This is a genomic window from Paenibacillus athensensis (assembly GCF_004514475.2).
Lineage (GTDB): Bacteria > Bacillota > Bacilli > Paenibacillales > NBRC-103111 > Paenibacillus_AL > Paenibacillus_AL athensensis.
Genome location: NZ_MYFO02000008.1, coordinates 198,661 through 220,632, shown reverse-complemented (window position 1 = coordinate 220,632; position 21,972 = coordinate 198,661). Strand labels below are relative to the sequence as shown.

The following is a 21,972-nucleotide window of genomic DNA, read 5'->3' as shown; positions in this document are numbered from 1 at the left end:
GTATAACGGCTGCCGGTCCCGGATAACAAAGGCTCAGGCTAAATCAAATCGGATTGCCGCAGTAGTTGGCTGATCAGTACGGCAACCTCTGCGCGGCTGATTTCCGCTGCCGGAGCCAGCGACGTTTGACTGCGTCCGCTGACCAGTCCGATGTTCAGCGCCACCGCCATCGCAGCTTGCGCGTAGCCGCTGACGCGTTCCCCGTCCGCATAGCCCGCCAGTAGCGCATGAATATCGCCTTCGCCCAGCGTCTGCAACATGCCGGTCAGCTTCATCGCTCTGCCCAGCATGGTCACAGCTTGCTCGCGCGTAATCGCTGCCTCGGGCGCGAAGCGTCCGGTCTCCAGACCATCGACCAGACCGCCAGCATAAGCGGCTTCCACATAGCCGGCGTACCAGGAAGAGGCGGGCACGTCCGTGAACGAGCCGCTTGGACTCGCTGACGGGGCAAGACCAAGACCGCGAGCAAGCATCGCTGCAAATTCCGCACGCGTGACAGAACGGTCCGGCTCGAAGCGATTACCGCCAACGCCGTTCACAATCATTCTGGAGCCCATGTCCTCAACGTCAGCCTTCGCCCAGTGCGCAGTCATATCGTGGTAGGAGACCGGATTCCAGACCAATGCATACGTGCTGTTAGTCAAGGAATTCATCTGCGCCGTATACGTCCCGTTCACGACCGTCACTTTTGTTGGAACATGGCGTACCGAGCCGTCTGGCTCCACGACGATCCCGGTCGTAATCCGGTTGGGGTCGCCCCCCTCCGGCAAAGCAACCGTGCGTTCCACATAGGAACGAAAAGCCGCAAGCTCGCCGCTCTGACCGCCATAGGCCCAGGTTATCTTGAATTCAACCGGAGCGGATGCAAGCGTAAAACCGTTCTCCCGCGCCGCTTTTTCAGCCTTGTGCATCTGCTGCTCGTCGGCCTTGGCAATGGCGATCTGCAGCTTGATGTCCTGCAGCGGCACATCCTTGCCCAGCTTGGCGGCCAAAGCTCCGATATCGAGCTGACCGGCAGCGATGCGGTACGTAGCCGTTTCCGTTTTAAACTCGACAGTCGCCTGCTTGCCCTCCATCGTTTTGACCATCTGGCCGTTCAGTTCGCCGATGGCTGTATCGCCCGTTCCCGGTACGGGAATCGTGATGACCGGGCGTTCACCTTCGCTGTCCAGCTTGCGGTACAGCTTCGCTTCGTCCACGATCACGGTTGTCGTCCTGCGGCCGGCTTCGACGCTCGTCGTTGCCGATCCGGCCTGCTCGGATTTGCCGTTCACGAAAATTTCGACGTCCGTGGAGCCGTTCGACGGAGTCGTCGGGGGCACCACACTCGGCGGCGAGAGCTGCGGAGCGTGTGGCACCGCAGCAGGAGACGGCTCGGACGGCTCGCTCAAGCCAACCGCATTAACCGCCTGTACGGTAAATGTATAGGTCGCACCATTTTGCAGCCCGGTAACCACCAACGGCGTTCCGCTGCCCTGTACCGTCTTGCCTCCCGGATTCGCCGTAACCACATACCGCGTAATTTCAGCGCCGCCATTGTCGGACGGAGACGTGAACGATACCGTTACCCGTTTGTCCTCGGCGAATACCTTAACGGCGGTCGGAGCCCCCGGCACGGTTCTCGGCAGAGCGCTGACCTCGTTGGACAAGGCGCTGTCGCCGCCCGGGTTATTCGCCAGAACGGCAAAATAATAAACGGTGCCGTTCGTCAATCCGGTGGCATGGTAGCTGTACACCGCCTCATAAACCGAATCGGTCACTGTGGCAATCGGCAGCCCGTAAGCGCCCGAATCCGTCGTCATGAATACCTTGTAGGCGAAAGCGTCCGGCACGGCTGGCCAACTGATCCACACCTCGGCGTTGCCGGCTTGGTCCGCGGCAAGCTGCGGAGTCCCCGGTGGCGGCATCTGCGGCAGCGCCTCAAGCTCGGCCGAGTTCGGGCTGTCACCCGCCGTATTCGTCGCCTGAATCACAAAATAATACGTCGTGCCGTTCTCAAGCCCTTCCACCACGTAGCGGCTGGTGTTGGCGCCGGTCGTATGTACGAGCGAATAATCGCTGCCGGACGTTGATCTTTTGAAAATTTTGTAGCCTGCCGCTCCTTGCACCCCCAGCCAGCTAAGCTCCACGCGGGTATCGCCCGGCGTGGCGGTTTGCAGGGCTGGCGCGTCCGGAATCGTCGGCGGAATCGTAAATTCGCTGCTGTCCGCCGATAGCGAGCCGCTTGTGAACGTGATAAAGCCCGTCCCATAAGCCGCCAGCGTGCTCGTCAAATCGCCGAACGACGCCGTGCCCAAGGAGGCTGCGACCGTTGCGGCGCCGCCGAGCGTCCACTGGCCGGTGCCTGCCTTGGCGCTGGCCGTTACGGCATCCGCCGCTGAAGGACCGTCCTTGGCGATATTGCCGTATTGGTCCTTCAGCGCAACCACGGGCTGGATGGCGAATGCATCGCCGCTCGCCGCACCCGGCACAGGCTGGACCGTGACGGCGAGACGGGTTGCAACGCCGGCAGTGATCGTTTGCGATACCGCAGAGTCGCCGTATTCGCTCGCCTTGACGACGACATTAGCCGTCGCCGCCGACGTCAGCGCCGCATGGCCGCCGGACGGCTTGAGCGTAATGACACCGCTGCCGACCGTATAGTCCGCACCGGGAGCCAGTGCCGCACCGTTAAAGCTGACGCCGGTTATCGCCGCTTCAAAATCCGGATCAGCCGCGAACATTATCTCGATGTCGTGATCTACGCTGTTGTCGGTGGTATCGGCCGTCAGCGTCTTGATCGGCGGCGACGGAATCGTAAATACCGCGCTGTCCATCGTCACCGCGCCAACGCTAAAGCCGATTTTGCCGTTGCCGGCCGTCACCATCGTACTGGTCAGATTCGTAAAAGTGGCTACGCCGGCCACAGCCGTCGCCGTCGTCGTACCGCCGATCGTCCACTGTCCGGTGCCGGAACGGGCAGTAGCCGTCACGACCGCCGTCGCCGACGGACCACTGGCCGCTACGTTCCCGTAGGCATCCTTGAGCGTCACGGCCGGCTGCGTGCTGAACGCGTCCTTACTTAGTGCGCCGGGCACTGGCTGCGTCGTCACAGCCAGCGCGGTTGCCGCTCCGGCTGTCGGCGTAATCGACAAACTGTTCGCAGCCGGGGTCGTCACGCCCGCAATGCTGAAGCCGATCGTTTGCGCGGCAGCTTTGTTCAGTTTAAGCGCGGGAGAAGCCGTGCCGCTTGTGAACGAGACCGCAACCGTCTGACTGGCCGCGGTCAAGGTCACACCGCCAAAGCTGCCGTAGCTGCTGTCCGGCGCTGCAGCGACGCCGGATATCGTCACCTGCTTCGAGCCGGTAAAGCTCGTATCCGTGCCACCCAAGCTATCGAGCACCGTCAGCGTGATCGCGTTGCTGCTGCCGGCTGTCGGAGTCAAGCTTGCCGCTGCTGCCACAGCCGTTGCCGCAGGTGTGCCGATAAACGGAAGCGGACGCGTGATAACGCCGTTGCCGCCGCTGGCTACACCCAACAAGCTGTTGGAGCTGTTGCCCCACGCCCATACCTTGCCGTCGGCATCGACTGCAATCGAGTGGTTGCCACCGGCTGCCATCGTCGATGCATTGTTAAATAAAACGGCCATCGACGTTTTTTGCACGGCAACGGGGCGGGCTGTAAAGCTGCTGCCGTGGCTGACGCCAATGCCGAGCTGGCCGGCCTGGCAGTCGCCCCAAGCGTAAAGCTGCCCGTCCGACGTTTTGGCCAAAGTGAACAGAAAGCCCGTCGCCACTTCGGTAACATTGCTTAAAAACCCCGTCCCCGCAGGGTCCTTCACCCTAACCGGCACCTTGCTTTTCCGGTTCCAATCCGTATTTGTCGCTGTGCCGTCGCCCAATTGCCCGGCGTAATTGCTTCCCCAGGCCCACAGCTCGCCGTCGGTTGTCAGCGCCACAATGTGGTAGCCGACGCCGAGAGCCAGCTTGTCGACGCCCGTCAAGCCCGGCACCTGGCCCGGCGAAGTGCGGTTGTAGGTGGTGGTGCCATCGCCGAACTGGCCGTAATAATTGAAGCCCCAAACCCAGACCGTGCCGTCGGTTTTTACCGCCGCGGAGAACTCGGAGCCGGCCGTAATCGACTTTACACTCGTCAGGCCACTGACCTGGATCGCCGTCGTCCGGTCGGTCGTATTGCCCGTGCCGAGCTGGCCGCGATTGTTGGAGCCCCAAGCCCAGACCGTGCCGTCGGTTTTCAAGGCCAGCATGTGCGTGTCGCCGGCAGCGATCGCTTTGACGCCGCTCAGGCCGCTAACCTGAACCGGAACACTAGAAGCCGTCGTGCTGCCGTTCCCGAGCTGACCGTCGGAATTGTCGCCCCAAGTCCACACGGTCCCGTCCGATTTCAGCACTGCGCTGTAGCTGCCTCCTGACGCTACAGCGGTCACGCTGCTCAGCCCGCTGATTGGCGCGGCAATCGTCAGGTCGGTCGTGGTGCCGTTGCCGAGCTGGCCTTGCGCATTGTAACCTACGGACCAGACCGTGCCGGTCGTGGTCAGCGCCAGTGAATAGCTGCTGCCTGCCGCCACGCTTTTAAACACCGGCGCCGCAGCGCCGGCAGAGGCCGGCATCAAGCCAACGGCCAGCGCATACAAAACGAGCACCCCGCATAAAATGCCATTAATTCCTTTTTTTAGCACGAAGTTTCGTCCCTTCTTGTTGTGATGTGCAGGCGTCGGGATCTGCAGACGTCAGGCCAACCGCACCAGCCTGTCCGGGCCGCAACTGTCCGATCTCGCGCCTATCGACAGCGTAGCAGCAGGGTCTCACAAAAAACTCATAAGGTGCCGATCGGGGCTGAGTGCCTCTGCACCCCCGGCGCCACGCTGCGGCAATCGCGCGCGCAGCGGAAGAAAAAGGCCGCAGTGTGGGGGCTGATTCTCCCCGTACTGCGGCCTTTTCCCTACAACGCGTCCAAATACGCCTCAATCTTGCGCTGCATGCGCTCAGGCGGCTCCAGCGCCAGCTCCTCGCGATAAGCCGCCGCGAAGCGCGCGTACGACGACGCCAGCTTCTCCTTGCTGCCGCGGCGCGCGTACGCTTCGAACAACAGCTCGTTTATCTCCTCGTTCAGCGGCTCCAGCGCGATACAAGCGTTGAGCCACAGCTCCGCCCGTTCCGACCGGCCGGCGTCCAGCTCGCGCTGCGCCAGCCGCTGAACGATCGCGGAATACTTGCTGCTGTAAATTTGCTCCTCTGCCGCCTTCCATACGTAAGGTTTTCCCTCAAGCAGCGGCCCCCTGTAAAGAGCGCATATTCGCTCGGCGCGTGCTTCATCGAACGGCGCGTCAGCCCCACGCTGAAAATCGAGCACATCGTACAGCAGCTTGCCCGTATCCAGCACATAGCCCTCGCCCGTTTTGCCAATATCCATCTCTATGGCGTGTTCCTTGAGCAGCTTTTTCAGCAAATAAACCGTGTTATGCAAATTGTGCGATACCCGCTCCTCGCTCATTTCCGGCCACAGCATATCGGCGAGCAGCCACTTGCCGATATCGCGGTTGGGATGACACAGCAAATATGCAAACAGCTCCTCGGCCTTGCGGGTCGGAAACCGGACCAGGCTGCCCGAAGCGCCGCGCACCTCCAGACCGCCGAAGCAGCGGATTAACGGTTCGTTGGCGGCAGGCGGCTCGCTGGACGCCGGGCGCCGCTTGGCCGTGAGCCGGGAGGTGACGCGCTGGACGCCGGCTGGCGTCACCGGCTTGAGCAAATAATCGAGCGCCGCCACCTCAAATGCGCTGACCGCGTATTCCTTGTAGGCCGTCGTAAACACAACCTCTGTCTGCGGACAATGCTCGCGAATGCGACGGGCCAGCTCCAGCCCGTTCATCCGCGGCATCTCCACGTCGATAAAGGCGACATCCGGCATCTGCCCGCCGTCAGACGCCTTCAACGCTTCCAGAGCGTCCAGCGGACTCGCAAAGGCGCCGACAATCTCATAGTGGCCGCTCCGTCCGATAATCACCTTCATCAGCTCCAGATTCGGCTTTTCATCCTCTACGATGATGGCTGTGAACATCCGCATCCCCTCCTCATTCAACCGACTCTATAGGCAGCAGCAGCGTAACCTCCGTGCCGATACCGGGTTCGGACTGCATCGACAACGACGCTCCGGAAATCGTTTCCAACCGCCTGCGAATGTTCGGAATCGCGATGCCGCCGTCTACCAGCTCGCCGGACAGCGCTGCGCGCAGCCGCTCCTCCCCCATACCCGCGCCGTTATCCGTCACAATCACCTGAATATGCTTCATCCGTCTGTAAATGCCCAGCGTGACCGTACCTTGCTCCTCCTTTTCGAACAGCCCGTGGCGCAGCGCGTTTTCGACAAACGGCTGGATGCACAGCGACGGGATCGGCATATCCTCCAGCCCTTCGTCAACCTCGCAGCGAAAGGCAAACGCATCGCCGAAGCGCGCATGCTCGATTTCGATATAGGCATGAACCAGCTCCAGCTCCCGGTGCAGCGGTACGAACAGCGTCAGCCTGTCGGTTTCAAGAATGTAGCGCAAATATTGGCTGAGCATCGTCAGCAGACGAGCAGCTTGCTCGCCATCCGTATAGCAAAAAGAGATGACGCTGCTTAGAGCGTTATACAAAAAATGCGGCTTGATCTGCGCCTGGTGAAATGCCAGCTCGTTGCTGACCGCCTGCCGGAACGCCGTCTTCATCGCCAGCAGCGTCTGGATGCGGGCCAGCAGCGTTTCGCCGCTGAACGGCTTCGTCACGTAATCGTTCGCCCCCGCCTGATAACCGAGCGCAACATCCTCCGGAGCATCCTTGACTGTCGCGAGCAAAATCGGCAAATCGACGATCGAATATTGCCCGCGCAGCTTACGGCACAGCTCGAAACCCGAGCTCTCGGGCATCATCACGTCCGTGATGACCAGGTCGATCTTAGGCTGCAGCTTCAGCTTGAACAACGCCTCTTTCGTCGAAAATGCCGTAATCACATTGTAAGGCTGGCGGCTTAACAGATTCAGCAGCACATGGATATTCGAGGCTTCGTCATCGACAACGAGAATCGTCTGAGCATGGCCGCGCTGGATGTCCAGCGGCACGCTGTCGACATACGGCCGCTGCGGCAGCGCCTGCCGGCCGCCGCTTTCCCCAGCCGTTGCAACGCCAGCAGTCAGCGGCAGCGTAAAGGTGATTCGCGTTCCGGCCCCCGGCTCCGACCAGGCAACGGCGATCGTGCCGCCCATGCGCTCGACAAGCACGCGGCTCATGTACAAGCCTACGCCAAGTCCCGTATCGTCGCGCCCGGCCGGCCGCTCGTGTCCGCGCTCCAAATAATTGAAGATCGTCTCGTGCCGCTCCTGAACAATGCCGCTTCCCGTGTCCTCCACGGAGATAACAGCCAGCCCAGCGGCTTGGCCGGCTGTCACCCGAATGAAGCCGCTCCCGGTATGCTTGATCGCGTTATGAATCACGTTGTATAGCACCTGACGCAGCCGATTCTCGTCAGCCAGCGCCCACAGCCCGGCCTCAACGTGGTTCTCCAGCCGCACCGGCTTGCCGCCCAGCTCAAAGCGCAGCAGCTCCAGCGCCAGCTCGGCAGCCGTGCGCAAGTCGACAGGCACCGGTTCGAGCTGCAAATCGTCATGCTTGAGACGCGCCAGATCGATCAAATCGCGCACGAGCAGGGACAGCTTTTGCGCCGTATCCTGAATCATCCACAGGTGGCGCTTGTTCTCCGGCTTGAACGCATCCGGCTCCTCCTGCAGCAGATGGGCCGCCATGTTCATGATGCCGTGAAGCGGCGTTTTCAGCTCGTGCGACGTATTAAGCAGCAGCTCGTCCTTCAGACGGTTGGCCCGCAGCAGCTCCGCAGCAAGCTGCTCGGAGCGCTGAAAAGAATTGGAGTAGCGTTTGGCCAGCACCACAGCCATCATGATAACAAATCCGATGACGCCCAGCTTGGTTCCAAAATTGCTAAACACGATATTTTCCGAATATAGCGCCGAATTGACCAGATGCACCGCCATAAAAATCAGGCCGCAGATCAGCAGCACCAGCTCCGTCCGCTCCGCCTTCTCCCTCCGGCTCGTCACGAATAGATACGTCATCCTTGCCAGCAGCAGCAGCACGAACGCAAATTGATATAGCGTAACCGCATACTTGACGTCGCTGTGCCAGGCGTAAGGCAGCGTCAGCACAGCGGCCAAATAGCCGTAAAACGGAGCAAGCCCTCCGTGCAGCAGACGGCGGGACATCAGCCTCGGCTCGATCGCATGCAGAAACAGCACGAAGACGATCTCGCTGCCGAATTGACCGAAATCGAGCAGCTTGTACAGTAGCTCGAACGGGGCGTGCGGGAGCAGTCGTTGCGCCACTTTTTCATGGTACAACGAGTAATTCACATCCAGGAGCAGCATGAACAGTCCGCTGTAAGCGTATGCCCTGTCTCTCCTGCCAAGCGCATACAAACCCAGTTGGTACGCCCCGAACACGCTCAGCAGCATGATGACGCCAATGTCGCTGCCCAGCCGCAGATAGGTCAGCTTGGACACGTCCTGCGCCAAACCGAATTCCATCGAATTCACAAGACCGCCGGTGACAAAATTGTAATTAGCGACCTGTACGATCAGCTCTACTTGCGGCACGTGTGTATGAAAATAGGTCGTATACGGCGTATTGCCCGGCTTAAAAGCTCCCGGATCGACCGCGGGAACACCGCTCTGCCCCTTCAACACGCCATCGACGAACAAACTGTGCGCCATGCGCACACTGACCATACGCAAGCCAAGATCGGCTTCCTTTCCGGAAAGCCGGACAACAAGCCGATAAGTCCCCGCACCCTTACGCTTCACGCCGTAAGCGTCCAGACTGCCGGATTTCCACGTCCCCGGCACCGCGACATAACGCCGATCGCCCGGCCCGGTGCCACCGCGGCGAAAATCGTCAGGCCCCAGCAGCTTGTCCGGATAAAACTCCCATTCGCCGTCCAGCAGGACCATCCCCTGACGTTCCAGACTCCAGCCGGACAAATCGAGTACGCCGCGAACGGCTTTTGGCGCATCATCGCGAAGCGGCGATTGCATATAGACCGTCCCCAACAGCACGATTGACATCACAAACAGGACAAAAATTCCGGCCACCCGCCGGAGCTGCTCGGCTCGCAAAGCTCGTTCACTTCCCCCATCGTTCAATACCGTCATTATAGCACGGTCGTCTCACAAAAAACTCTCAACGCCCGGACCTCTGCTGAAGCCGGAGTTCGCGCTGGTGCCGCGCTGTTCGAGCGCTTGATGCAAGGGGCTTAGGCGAGAGGCGAAGACTGGTGCGAGCTTCTGGCGCGAAAGCCGGTGCGAAAGCCCCTTGTGTTCAGGTTGCCGCCGGTTACCCTGAACGAACCTGCGAGGCCCCTTCGCCTGCATGGAACGTATACATGCAAAAAGACCCGCAGCGCGCCTTCGCGCCTGTCAGGTCCTCTGCTTAATCCGGCTGCGGCTTTAAGGCCGCGAGCTTCCGATTCTTACTCTGCTCCGTTCACATACGCGGATACACGCAATAACCACACAACCGCTTCCGCTCTTGTCGTTAACGCATCCGGCTCGAAGCGGCCGCCGGCTTGCCCCTCGACAAGCTTGGCTTCGCGCGCCGCTTCGATGTACGGCTTCGCCCAGTCGGCAATCGCCGCGTCGTCGGCAAACGGCGCCGCCGCCGCCGGCGTTTCCGCCCCGCCCGCCCGGGCGATCAGCACCGCCGCTTCCGTCCGGCTGATGAACGCGGCGGGCCGGAACGTGCCGTCCGGATAGCCGTCGATCCAGCCGCTTCGCACCGCGCGGGCTACTGCCGCCCGGGCCCAGCCCGGAATGAGCGGACCGTCGCGGAAATCCGCCGCTTCTGCGGCATCGCCGTCTGCCGACAGCGCACGCTCCAGCATCAGCGCGAATTCCGCGCGCGTTACCGGCTCATCCGGCCGGAAAGCTCCGTCCGGATAGCCGTCGATCCAGCCGCGGCCCGCACCGTCGCGGATGGCGGCTTCCGCCCAATGCCCGCGAATATCGCTGAAGCTGACGTCCGGCGTCGGCACTGGCTCGGCTTCCGCTGCGGTAAGGAAAACGGCAAATTTCGTAAAATGATCCGTTTTCCCGGTCAGCACGCTGCCGGTCGTCGTCCCGCCCATCTCGATCCACGCCTTCGACTGCTCGTTATAGTAGGCGAGCACCGGACGCCCGCCGGCGCCCGCTGCGCTGTCCGACAACGCCAGCTCCAGCTGCACCGGAATCGCAAACAAGCCCGGCACATCCTTCGTCACCTCATACACGCCGCTGACCCGCACGCGGTCGTCCGGCAGCAGCTTTTCCGCGGCAGCGGTCATATCGGCCAGCGTAACCGTGGCCGTCTGCGCCAGCGCTCCGGCCGGAATCCGCACGGTCAAGCCGTCCAGCTCCAGCGCGTAGTCGATGCCGGGCAGCACCGTGAACGATTTCGCAGCCCCGGCTCCCGCTGCGGGAACGGACGGCGCGCCGCCCGCTCCAGCCGAGCCGCCGGCGGTCTCGCCGATGTTGGCGATGTCAATGACCGCCGTCTGCTCGTTGCCAGCCGTATCGGCTGCATACACCGTATAAGAGCCGTTCGCCGTAACATGGAACATCCCCGACGGCGGCACATCGGCTCCAACAACCGGTGAAGCAAAATCGGCCTCCGTCAGCGAGCCCGCCGCCCAGCGCAGCGTTTGCAGGCTGTTGCCCGCGCCGCTGGCCACTGCAGCGACCGTCACGTCGACGCCCCAGCGCGTTTTGCCCTTAGGCGTGAAATCCAGCGCAATCGTCGGCTTATCTGTCGCGATGTTGGCAATGCTGATCGTCTCCACCGTTTCATTGCCGGCTTCGTCCGCCGCATAGACGGTATAACTGCCGTTGTCGTTAGCCGTCACGCTCATCCCTGTCACATCGCTACCCCCTGCGGCAAAATACGCGGCATCGCGCACGCCCTTGGCCCATTTGAGCCGATCTATGCCCGTCCCGGTGCCGTCGGCGGCAACGTCAATTGCCACCGGGCCGGCAGTCGGCGCGGTCGTGGACGGCGTCAGCGCGAGCAGCGGCGCGACACCGTCGACCACCACGCCGCTCGTATCCGGCAGCGGCGCGGGCAGCGTCAGCGGCACGGGATCGCCAAGCGCCGTAACCGCCGTCGATGCCGCTGCGACGAGGCTCGCCGCCGGCTGCGCGCCGCTCAGGGCCGTATCGCCTTCGCGAACCGTGTAGCCGAACAGCAGCTTGTTTGCTTCGCCCGCGAATTTGCCCTGATACACGGCCTCCACCGTCGCGCCCCCGTCCAACTGAATCGTCCAGGACGGCGGATGAGCAGCGTCGACCTCGACGGCAAAATCATACGCGACGACCCAGCTCAGCTCCGCGCCGATGCCGTACTTGCCGTTCGGCGGAGCCTGAACGCCGGCAGGGACGGGCGCAGGCACGGCGACGTTCAGCCGGTAGGCGGTGGCTGCGCCATTGGCGCCGGTCACCTCGACGCCGACCGCATTGTCGCCCAGATGCAGCCCGATCAGCGCTGTGGCGCCGGGCGTGCCGTTAATGGCGACAGCTTGCCCCGCCGTCGGCGTAACCGTCACCTCGGCCTGCGCAACCGGCGCTGCGAGCGCTGCCGTATAGACGCCCTGCGCCGGATCGAACACCGTCGGCGTCAGCGTCGCCGTCGTGCCCGGCGCCGTCACGGTCAGCCCGGCCGGGCTTGCGCCGACGAAGCTGGCCCACGGCATCGGGTACGCCGCGCCTTCGGTCAGGCCCCAGCGGTGACCGCTGCCGAACGCCCAGACCGAGCCGCCGTAGCCGGTGTAGGTCGCTTCGCGCATCATGTCCGCGGTGCTCTGCGGCGATCCGCCGCCCGCCGAAGTCGACTGGCCGCTGCGCTCGGCGTCCCAGAACGCGTGCGTCACCGCGCCGGGCGCTGCCCCCGAGCCGATCAGACCGCCCGCGCCGCCGCCCGCTGCGGCTACCTGCGCTGCGGCCAGCGATTCGCTGACCGTCGTCAGCGCATCGGCCGCGCCGATCAGACCGCCGGCGTCGCTGTCCGCGGCCACGCTGCCCAGCGCCGATACCGCGCTGACCGCCGTTTGCTCGGCCCGGCCGATCAGGCTGCCGGCGTATTGCCGGCCGCGCACATCGGCATCGGGCAGCGCCAGTCCGCTCACGGCGGCTCCCGACGTGTAGCCGAACAAGCCGGCCCCGTCCTGGCTCGGGCGATCGATTTTCAGATGGGCAATCGTATGATCGTTGCCGTTAAACACGCCCGTGAACGGCTCCGCTTCGCTGCCGATCGGCGACCAGCCGGCGCCGGACGTATAGCCGGACAAATCGAGATCCGCGTCCAGCTCATACGTCTGATCAAGGCTGTAGCCCCACGCCGCATCACCGATATGCGCCAGCTGAACCGCCGTTGTCAGCCGGTGCGGATACATCGCCGTCCCGGCATCTCTGTAAATGGTCAGCTTGTATACCGCCTTCAACCTCGCCGGATCGTCGGGATCGCTGACCTGGATGTCAAAATCGTTGGCCCCCGGCAGCAGCGCCAGCGTATTCGTCGCCGCGCCTCCGTCAACTGCTACGTCGGACGAAGGGCTCAGCGGCACCCCCGTTACGACGACATGATCCGTCCGGCTCACCACGCGCGCCGAATAGACGCCGTAATCGCTGCTAAAGGCGCGGTCGAGCGGCTGGACCGCATCGTCGGCATCCTTGACCGTCAGCGCGGAAAGGGCCACCTTTCGATACTCGTTGTAGTGCAGCGGATACGTCGCCAGCTCGATCAGCCCCCACACGGGGTCGACCGTTTCGCTGCCCGTAAAATCCCAGCCGGCATACGTCGCCTTTTGCTTCATTTCCTGCAAAAAATGGCCCGTTCCGGCCGCCGAACCGGCTTGTCCGCTGGCGCTGATGTCCCAATACGATGAGGTCACGGGGGCAAAGCCGTCCTTGCGCCCGATCAAGCCGCCGGTATCCGTCCCTGCGCCGACCGCCGCTGTGGCATACGACCGTTCGACCCCTCCCAGCAAAGCCGTATTGCCGGCGCTATAGCCGATCAGGCCGCCGAAGCTGTGCGTCGGCGATGCGCCTACGATCACGCTGCCTTGCGCATAGCTGTCAGCAATCCGTGAAAGGCTGTTATAGCCGACCAGTCCTCCTGTCATTCCCGAGCCGGTTACACGGCCCTCGAACGAAGACAGCGTCAGCGAGGACTGCTCCACCATTCCCGCGATACCGCCCACGATGCTGTTTCCTTTGACCACCGCACCGGACAGATGCACATTGGCAAGCTCCGCTCCCGAGATGGTGCCGAACAAGCCGACATAATTGTCGTTGATCCGGTCAATCGTCATATGACGGATGACAAACCCGTTCCCGTCCAGCTTGCCGGTAAACGGACTGACGCTGTTGCCGACCGGCCGCCAGCCGTCGCCGTCGCCGTCATCATATCCGGCCAAATCGATATCGTGCGTCAGCCGATAATGGCCCGCCAGATCATTGCGCATCGCGCTTAATTCCGCAGGCGTGTCCACCTCCGTCCAGACCTCGTCCGCCGCTGCCGGCAGACCTGGCACGACCAGTTGTACCGTCAGCAGCGCCGCCGATAGCCAGCAGAACGTGCGCGACTTATTGAATCCCATCCCCTTCATCTCCCCCATAATGCGGCTTGTCATCGCAGCAGCTTGACCAGTCCGCCGATCAGCGCCTGCGGGTCCGTCCCGCCGAACAAAGCCGAAAAAATCGTATACCCTTCGTTAAAAGCAATCACTTGCATCGCCAGCTGCCGGACATCGGCATCAGCGGCAATCCAGCCTCCGGTTTGCAGGTTGCGCACCAGATTCTCGATCCCGGCAATCCACTGCCCGTACTTCTCCCGAAAAATCGCCCGCATCGCCGGATCATGCTTCGTCTGCTGGTAAAAATCGACCAGCGCCACGATCCAGTTATCGACGCCCATCAACAGCTCGCCAAGCCGCTGCACCGTAGCCGTAATGACTGCTTCCAGCGTTGTATCAGCCGGACTGTAGTCCCTGGGCACGTCGGACCAACCTTTGGTAATGTCCAATTGGTAGTCCAGCACCTCCAGAAACAGCTCCTCTTTCGTCTTGAAATGCGCATAAAACGCCCCGTTCGTATGCCCCGTCCGCGCCACAATATCGCCGATCGTCGTCGAGGCAAAGCCCTTATCGGCAAAACAACGCTGCCCGGCCTCCAGCAGCTGGCGATGGGTGGCTTCTCTTTTGAGCTGAAATTTATTTTTTTCCACGCAAATCCTCCACCCGCAATATGTTCGGTTCATCTAAGACATTGCTCGCATATTTTAAATACATTTATAAATGTATATAAATAAATTATAAAAATACGCTTTATCATTCGTCAAGGTACATTGGCCACATTTTCATTGAGAAAATGTCATTCCCATCGCCATGCGCACTATGACGTGCCCCAAGGCAGGCACGTCATCATTTTACATGTGACTTCTATCCATTGTCCCCAAAACGGAAAATCGAGCCTACACTATACGATCCAGCATATCGCGAATTTGGACTTCTTCATCTGAGCCCGTTGTCTTCAGTCTAAGCAGTGGAAAGCTGTATTTTAGGCAAATTTCATTCTTTAACTTATCCCGTCTTTGCTGATCAGGATTATTTCGATGCGACGCAAATCCGTCAACTTCAATAGCAAGAACTGGTTGTTTGTTAAGCGAATCATATACGACAAAATCAAAAGAAGCCCTGTTGCGAATATATTTTGTCTCGTCCATATTCAATCGCTCCGTTTTACGGAATATATCCTTCAAATGCACCTGCATGTTAAAGCTTAGACCTTTATATTTGTCATCATGCAAAATATCATCGAGAAGCGTCCACATGATGCTTTCTGATTTGAATCTCGATGTATGCTTCAATCGGACATGCATCTCATTAAGCCTGCTTGAAAATTCCGAATATAACAAATCAAACACAGAAATCAGCTTACTCTGCGTGACATGCTCATGCATCGTATTGTATTCGATATAGCGGATCAATTGTCCGATGCTTTGACGTGAATTCCGAAACAAAGCATGATCGGTAACCAGAATAAATTGTTTTTGCGCCCGGGACACCGCGACATTAACGAGGCAAGGATCTTCCACAAATCTTTTGCCAATCTTCCCTTGTCTCGTCTGATCAAGAACCGTAGAAAGCACCATCACCTGCTTCTCCCGCCCTTGGTATTTATGAACCGTATCTATTTCAATTTCTTCATTCAGCAAATCATTCGCTTCCTGAACCTGTAGCCGATAAGGCGTAGTAAAGCCGACATCCGTTTTCGAAATTCCCTGCGCTTCAAGCTCAGCCAAAATTTCTTCTTTCACAACTTCAATCTCTCTTTGATTAAAGTTTCCTAGTTCCTTTCCTCTCGTTACCTTTCTCATATGATTACCGGCAGCGGTATAGTGAAGCCTGATGGATGCCTCATGTTCTTCATCCTCTGCCAATGGAATTAATTCGTGATTGTAGAACTGCTGGTTGCAGAAACCGATAATCTGCGAGCGGCATCGGTAATGCTCTCTCAACATCACTTTCGGAACATCTTCGCCATATAAAGCCAGTATGGAGCTCAGCAGATTGTGCGCAAAGTAACTGTAAGCGCCATCAACTTGATCGGTCTTCAATTTCTGCTGAATGCTCATGTCCACAATTTGCGGCAGCTGCTTGGTATCCCCGACAATAATGACGTGTTTGCAGCATGACATCGCAAGCACACCACTAAGCAAATCGACCTGAGAAGCTTCATCAATAATGACATAATCAAAAAGAAAATCTTGGGGTATACAAGAGCGCAATGCATGGGTGGTACTTAGTAAAATAGGGAAATGCTCAAGGAATTTTTCAAACATCTGAATGTAATTACTTGCATTCCCCTGGAAAGAGGACCTGCCCTTATATTTGTGAAAAAGTTTCTGCTTGAACAGTTGGCTTGAGAGTTCTTCGTGACGCTTCAACAATGTTTCGAAACCGGCTCCGTCCAGCTCCCGCGCCAGATCATCACGTAGCTGTTCCAACTCGGCGAGCTTGAGATCGTAATATTTGATTTGCATACGGGAAATAAGCTCCAAGCGATTTCGCTTCAGCTTTTTAAAATCAATAAAACCATACTTGAATATAAGCTTGGCTTTATGAAGAAATCGGAAGGCGCGCACATCAGCGAAGTATTCATCTGCCAAAAAAGAAATAATCGTTTCCGCGCTCTGTCGCCGGTAAAACAAGCGTGCCATTTCATCCAGATGCAGATGACCATGATGCAATTGAAAATAGTCTCGTTCCCGATGATACGCGGCAATCTCTTGATCGACTTGAGCCTTCCGGTTCGACACAGCCAATAGATGCTCTAGCCTGCAGGACAATTGATGAATAGCGGCCAGCACTTCTTCTTCCAAAGTTTCACTGTCCCATTCAGACACGTCATATTGGGGTAAGTTTTTAAAAAAAGCTTCGCGCTTTGCCGCTCTTCCAAGCGATGCGGCCATAAAACCGTATCCATCCCGTTCCAATTTATCCTTCACATTCTGAACGGCTGCATTATTGCTGGAAACTACAGCTACTGATTTATTTTGCATCATCGTCAGGTTCGCAAGGATATTAAGAATCGTTTGTGTTTTCCCTGTTCCTGGCGGCCCTTCGATGACGGAAATGGGGCTTTGCAGCGCTTGCTCCAACGCTCGCTTTTGGCTCAAGTTAAACCGAAACGGGTAAATGACGGATTTGTGGTTCAATTCCGTTTGCCGAATCGGTTTACGTTCGACATACGCCATCAAAGCGCTTTCTTGATGGATCGTTGTCAGCTTGGCAAATTGTTTCTGCAAGTATGCTTCAGATTCATCATCGGATTTGCAATATTGGGAAATATCTTTCCAGTAGTTCAATAAGCAGGTTAAATGATTTGCTTTTTCACCCGGCTGTTCCAAGCGTATGGTAGCTGAATCATAAACTTGCGTTTGCTGATTTTGGAAAAACACTTTAATTTTCTCGCCAAAATCGAGCATTTCTCTAACATTTAAAAGCGGAGAACCATTGTAGCTGACGGTTTGATTGGTAACGGCTACCGACTTGGGTGATTGTTTGATAGTGACCGTTTTTGCAGAGTATGCATAAATTTTTGCCCGTCCTTCGAAACGAATGTTGACCTTATCGCCGTTAATATGATATTCGGCCACTTCTTTGGTCTTATCGCCCTGTTTGGTAATAATTAGTAGGCTGCGTTCATCCATTATTCCAAGTCCTTATACGTATTTTGGAAAAATATCCATTCGTCTCAATACGAATATTCGACTTGATTTTTACTTTTCCCTTTTCCCAAGGAAAATTTAGCCACCCGCAAAAAACTCCTCCAAAAACCGATAAAACAACAGCTCCGTCGGCAGCAGCTTGCGCTGCGTCGGGCAAATCACACCAATCGTCCGCGTCACGCCAGGGTCGACGACCGGAATTTTCACCGTCGCGTGCGGCACGTTGTCGATCAAGGTCACCTCGGGCATGAGCGCAATGCCCAGCCCTGCCGACACCAGCCCCTTCAAAGCGTCGATATCGTCGCCCTCAAAGGCGATATGCGGCGTAAAACCGATTTCGCTGCAAGCCTGCAGCACAATTTGCCGGAAAATCGTGCCGTCCGGCAGCGTGACGAACGGCTCGTCCCGCAGCTCCCGCAACTGGATGCCGTCCCGTCCGGCCAGCCGATGGTGCGCAGGTAGCAGCGCAACAATCTGCTCGGTAAACAGCAGCTTGGACTTGATGTGCTTCTCTTCGCCGGGCAGCGGTGCAATCAGCGCCAGATTGAACTCGCCATCGATCACCCCGTCGATCAAATCGTGATAAAGTGCCTGCTTCATCTGGAATTTGGCCTCCGGGTAACGCTTGCGAAAGGCGTAAATCGCCGTAGGCAGCACATGCGCTGCCAGGCTGATCGGGAACGCAACGCGAACCGTGCCTTTTTCCGGCTCCAGATATTCCTTCACTTCCTGCTCGGCTTCGCCGATCATCTTCATCACCTGCTCGACGCGCTCCAGAAACATTTTGCCGATCGGCGTCAGCTTGACCCGGCGGCCGTTGCGCACGAACAGATCGACGCCCAGCTCGCTCTCCAGATGCACCAATTGCCGGCTGACCGAGGACTGGGCCACGTGCAGGACATTGGCGGCTTCGGTGACGTGCTCGCGCCTTGCCACCTCGATAAAATAGCGCATTTGCCGGATTTCCATCCGCTGCCCTCCTTCCTTTATGCGTAAAACGCATGAATATCATCGAATTTGAATATTGAAGCGATCAATTATTAAATACTAATATTAAATTAACGTAAAGAAAAAAGAAACACCTCTCCGCCATCCGAAAATCGAAGGAGCTTATTTATGACCTTACTTCAGGAGCTTGAATCCGCGCAAACCCGCAACGCACAGACGTACATCGGCCAATTGCTGGAAACTGTCAAAAAACGCAACCCGAACGAGCCCGAATTTCATCAGGCCGTCGAAGAGGTGCTGCATTCGCTCATTCCGGTGCTGGCCCGCCATCCGCATTATATCGAGCAAGCAGTGATCGACCGGCTGGTCGAGCCGGACCGGCTGATTTCCTTTCGCGTCCCGTGGATCGACGACCGCGGCCAGGTGCAGGTCAACCGCGGCTTCCGCGTCCAGTTCAGCAATGCGATCGGCCCGTACAAGGGCGGCTTGCGCTTCCATCCGTCCGTCAATGCCAGCATCATCAAGTTTTTGGGCTTTGAGCAAATTTTCAAAAACTCGCTGACCGGCCAACCGATCGGCGGCGGCAAGGGCGGCTCCGATTTTGATCCCAAGGGCAAATCCGACCGCGAAATCATGCGCTTTTGCCAAAGCTTCATGACCGAGCTGAGCCAGCATATCGGTGCGGATATCGACGTGCCGGCCGGAGACATCGGCGTGGGAGCCCGAGAAATCGGCTATCTGTTCGGGCAATATAAAAAAATGGTCGGCGCCTACGAAGCCGGCGTGCTGACCGGCAAAGGCATCGGCTACGGCGGCAGCCTCGGCCGCAAGGAAGCGACCGGCTACGGCGCGGTTTATTTCGTCGAGCATATGCTGCGCGATGCGGGACTGGGCTTTGCCGGCAGCACCGTCGTCGTGTCCGGCTCGGGCAACGTCTCGATCTACGCGATGGAGAAAGCGATGCAGCTCGGCGCCAAGGTCGTCGCGTGCAGCGATTCCAACGGCTATATTTATCACAAGGAAGGCATTTGTCTCGATACGATCAAAAAACTCAAGGAAGTCGACAACAAGCGCTGCCAGGACTACGTCCTTGAGCATCCCGACGCCCTCTATATCGAGGGTTGCTCGGGGATCTGGACGCTGCCCTGCGATATTGCGCTGCCTTGCGCGACGCAAAACGAAATTGACCGGGCAGCGGCCGAGCGGCTGGTCCAAAACGGCGTCAAAGCCGTCGGCGAAGGCGCGAACATGCCTTCTACGCTGGAGGCTGTCGAAGTCTTTTTGGCCCATAACGTGCTGTTTGCTCCGGCCAAAGCCGCCAATGCGGGCGGCGTTTCCGTCTCCGCGCTGGAAATGTCCCAAAACAGCGCCAGACTGTCGTGGACGCTGGAAGAGGTTGACGCCAAGCTGCAGCAAATCATGCTTCATATTTATCGCGCCAGCACCGACGCGGCCGAGCAATACGGCGCACCGGGCAATCTGGTCGTCGGCGCGAACATCGCCGGATTCGTGAAAGTCGCGGAAGCGATGCTGGCACAAGGCGTGTAAGTGAGTTGAATAGCAGCAAAAAGGCTCGTCTTCGCAGACGGGCCTCTCTTTTTTACCGGATCGCTTGTTCAAGGCTACCAAGGCAACGCTTCGTTGTGATGGAAAAATCCCCCCGAAGGGCCGTCCGCAGGCAGCGTCGCCAAATACACCGCCGTTTGCGCGCCTTCTTCAATCTCCATGACGGCATGCTCGCCGCCCATGTCTGTTTTCACCCAGCCCGGATGACAAGCGTTCACCTTCACCGGCGTGCCGCGCAGTTCAATCGATAATTGCGCCGTCCATGCGTTCATGGCCGCCTTCGACGACGTGTAGCCCGGTACTGCACCTTGCCCGTACATCTCGTTACTGAGAATCGTGCCCAGCGAGCCGAGAATGCTCGACTGATTAACAATCCGGCCCGCGGGACTGGCTTGCAGCACATCCAGCAGCGACAACGTCAACGCATAAGCGCCGAAAAAATTCACCTCGAACGAACGCCGCAGCATATCGACATCCTTGCCTTCATGGTCGAAATAAGCCCCCGCATTGTTGACGAGAATATCAAGCTTGCCGTAATCCTTGCGGATGCGCTCGCTGACCGCTGCAATGTGCGCCGGATTCGTCACGTCCAGCTCGACGGGAACGCCCTGAATCCCCTCTGCCTGTAGCCTTACCGCCGCCTGCTCAGCCTTGGCCAAGCTGCGAGCGCCCAGCAGCACGGTGATCCCTTTTCGGCCTAATTGCCGGGCAATTTCCAGCCCGATCCCCCGGTTTGTTCCTGTAATCAATGCAATCGTTGATGTCATCTGAAACGCCTCCTCTTTTTATACTGATCAGTACAGAATGATGAAAAAAAATTAGTCTAACAGCCTCATCATATCGGCCGGAATCTGCTGCACCTGAGTGCGGGCCGGCTTCGTCTTCATCGTCACGGACAGCCCAATGGCCGCCATCGTCAGCAGCCGCGCCATAGCGGCCGGATGCACATGCTGCGGCAGCTCGCCGTCAGCCAGCCCTTTATGCAGCGCTTGCTCGAACAGCTCCGTCAGCTTGATTCGAAAATCCTCCGTCACACGAGCAAACTCAGGCTCATGCGGCCCCAGCTCCACCATCGTATTGACGCACAAGCAGCCGTAGTCCGGATTGCTGCCCGCCGAATCGTCGATCACCTCGTCAAAATACGCGCGAATCGCCGCTTTCGCCGAAGGCCCGCGCAGCAGCTTGTTCTCCAAATACGCCAGCACCGACTGGGCATACGCCTTGAGCGCCGCCGCAAACAGCTCCTTCTTCCCGCCAAACGTCGCGTACAGGCTGGGCCGTTGTATGGCCATCCGCGCCGTCAGATCGCTGATCGACGTCGCCTCGTAGCCTTTTTCCCAAAACACCTGCATCGCCGCCGCCAACGCCTCGCGTTCGTCGAACTCCTTAGGTCGGACCATACGGTTTCACCTTTCTGTACTGATCAGTATGGAATGATTATAGCGTAAAGAGCCGAAGTTGGCAAGGAGTTCCGCCAATGCTCGGACAGACCGCACTGCTCGACCATTTGGCTGTCAACTAGCGATCTGTCCCGAAACGTGGATTCAGCGGTGTGTCATCTTCCGAACAGGCAAGTTATTTTTGCAAATAGTGGAGAATCACATTCCCCGATTCAAACGCTTCTGATCTAACCAGCTGAAGATCCAGCTGTTTCTCAGCGCAAAATAAGGCTTTGCCTTGACCGCTGACGACGGGAGTCACAATAAAAATATACTCGTCGATCAGCTTGGCGCTGGCCAACTGCTGAACGATGGAGCCGCTGCCCAGCAGGAGGATGTCGGAGGCGTTTGCAGCTTCTTTGAGCTGTCGGGCCACTTCAATCACATCGCCCTCATAGAGAAGCGTATTTGCCCAGCTTGGGTTTTTAATTGAAGTGGAAAATACAATTTTGGTCATCGCAGTCAGCTCTTCCGCGATCTCTTTCAGATGAGCAGGCGCATCGGGATTCGTCAGGTAAGGAACCCACGATCTTTCAAACAAACGATACGTCGTCGCCCCCAGAATCAGCGTGTTCATCTTGCCCCCGATCTCATGAGCGACTTGATCCACCTGCGGATCATGGATAAACCACTCCATGCCGGAGCTTGCCTCATTCAAGCTGGCAAAATAACCGTCGATGGAAATTCGATTCAGCATTTTAATTTTGTTCATAGC

General features: G+C 58.3%; 10 protein-coding genes and 1 pseudogene. 1 reads left to right on the top strand and 10 read right to left on the bottom strand.

Features of this window, described 5'->3' with window-relative positions; genetic code table 11:
* Positions 1–308: 308 nt before the first annotated feature.
* From B5M42_RS16180 to B5M42_RS16150, 7 genes and pseudogenes are all read right to left on the bottom strand, one after another.
* Positions 309–4,610, bottom strand: a pseudogene (locus B5M42_RS16180) (RCC1 domain-containing protein); the annotation flags it as partial.
* A 332-nt stretch (positions 4,611–4,942) separates the two neighbouring features.
* Positions 4,943–6,061 carry a response regulator gene (locus tag B5M42_RS16175; RefSeq protein WP_134750407.1) on the bottom strand — a complete coding sequence of 373 codons (1,119 nt, stop codon included), beginning with the start codon at positions 6,059–6,061 and terminating at the stop codon, positions 4,943–4,945.
* 13 nt (positions 6,062–6,074) lie between these two features.
* Positions 6,075–9,140 carry a hybrid sensor histidine kinase/response regulator gene (locus B5M42_RS16170; protein WP_230632946.1) on the bottom strand — a complete coding sequence of 1,022 codons (3,066 nt, stop codon included), beginning with the start codon at positions 9,138–9,140 and terminating at the stop codon, positions 6,075–6,077.
* A 377-nt stretch (positions 9,141–9,517) separates the two neighbouring features.
* Positions 9,518–13,672, bottom strand: coding sequence for an S-layer homology domain-containing protein (locus B5M42_RS16165; protein ID WP_167689661.1), 4,155 nt, complete (start codon positions 13,670–13,672; stop codon positions 9,518–9,520).
* 29 nt (positions 13,673–13,701) lie between these two features.
* Entirely contained in the window at positions 13,702–14,298 is a 597-nt protein-coding gene (locus B5M42_RS16160) for a TetR/AcrR family transcriptional regulator (RefSeq protein WP_167689659.1), read from the bottom strand.
* Positions 14,299–14,544: 246 nt separating this feature from the next.
* Positions 14,545–17,286, bottom strand: coding sequence for an AAA domain-containing protein (locus B5M42_RS16155; RefSeq protein WP_134750400.1), 2,742 nt, complete (start codon positions 17,284–17,286; stop codon positions 14,545–14,547).
* Between the two features lie 96 nt (positions 17,287–17,382).
* Positions 17,383–18,273 (bottom strand): LysR family transcriptional regulator, encoded by an 891-nt coding sequence (locus tag B5M42_RS16150; RefSeq protein WP_134750398.1) that lies wholly within the window; start codon positions 18,271–18,273, stop codon positions 17,383–17,385.
* Between the two features lie 147 nt (positions 18,274–18,420).
* Here B5M42_RS16150 and gdhA point away from each other — a divergent pair, with 147 nt between their 5' ends.
* Positions 18,421–19,800: an NADP-specific glutamate dehydrogenase gene (gene gdhA / locus B5M42_RS16145; RefSeq protein ID WP_134750396.1), complete on the top strand. Its 1,380-nt coding sequence runs from the start codon at positions 18,421–18,423 to the stop codon at positions 19,798–19,800.
* A gap of 74 nt (positions 19,801–19,874) precedes the next feature.
* Here gdhA and B5M42_RS16140 read toward each other — a convergent pair whose 3' ends face one another.
* From B5M42_RS16140 to B5M42_RS16130, 3 genes are all read right to left on the bottom strand, one after another.
* Positions 19,875–20,585, bottom strand: a complete 711-nt coding sequence (locus B5M42_RS16140) for an SDR family oxidoreductase (protein WP_134750394.1) — start codon at positions 20,583–20,585, stop codon at positions 19,875–19,877.
* Between the two features lie 51 nt (positions 20,586–20,636).
* On the bottom strand, positions 20,637–21,218 hold the full coding sequence (locus tag B5M42_RS16135) for a TetR/AcrR family transcriptional regulator (protein ID WP_134750392.1): 582 nt from the start codon (positions 21,216–21,218) through the stop codon (positions 20,637–20,639).
* A 175-nt stretch (positions 21,219–21,393) separates the two neighbouring features.
* Positions 21,394–21,969 (bottom strand): dihydrofolate reductase family protein, encoded by a 576-nt coding sequence (locus B5M42_RS16130; protein WP_134750390.1) that lies wholly within the window; start codon positions 21,967–21,969, stop codon positions 21,394–21,396.
* Positions 21,970–21,972 lie beyond the last annotated feature (3 nt).

What these genes read in the sequence shown, in the direction of transcription:
- B5M42_RS16175 (WP_134750407.1), bottom strand. Translation starts at nt 6,061, where the DNA reads ATGTTCACAGCCATCATCGTAGAGGATGAAAAGCCGAATCTGGAGCTG.
- B5M42_RS16165 (WP_167689661.1), bottom strand. Translation starts at nt 13,672, where the DNA reads ATGGGATTCAATAAGTCGCGCACGTTCTGCTGGCTATCGGCGGCGCTG.
- B5M42_RS16155 (WP_134750400.1), bottom strand. Translation starts at nt 17,286, where the DNA reads ATGGATGAACGCAGCCTACTAATTATTACCAAACAGGGCGATAAGACC.
- B5M42_RS16150 (WP_134750398.1), bottom strand. Translation starts at nt 18,273, where the DNA reads ATGGAAATCCGGCAAATGCGCTATTTTATCGAGGTGGCAAGGCGCGAG.
- gdhA (WP_134750396.1), top strand. Translation starts at nt 18,421, where the DNA reads ATGACCTTACTTCAGGAGCTTGAATCCGCGCAAACCCGCAACGCACAG.
- B5M42_RS16140 (WP_134750394.1), bottom strand. Translation starts at nt 20,585, where the DNA reads ATGACATCAACGATTGCATTGATTACAGGAACAAACCGGGGGATCGGG.
- B5M42_RS16135 (WP_134750392.1), bottom strand. Translation starts at nt 21,218, where the DNA reads ATGGTCCGACCTAAGGAGTTCGACGAACGCGAGGCGTTGGCGGCGGCG.
- B5M42_RS16130 (WP_134750390.1), bottom strand. Translation starts at nt 21,969, where the DNA reads ATGAACAAAATTAAAATGCTGAATCGAATTTCCATCGACGGTTATTTT.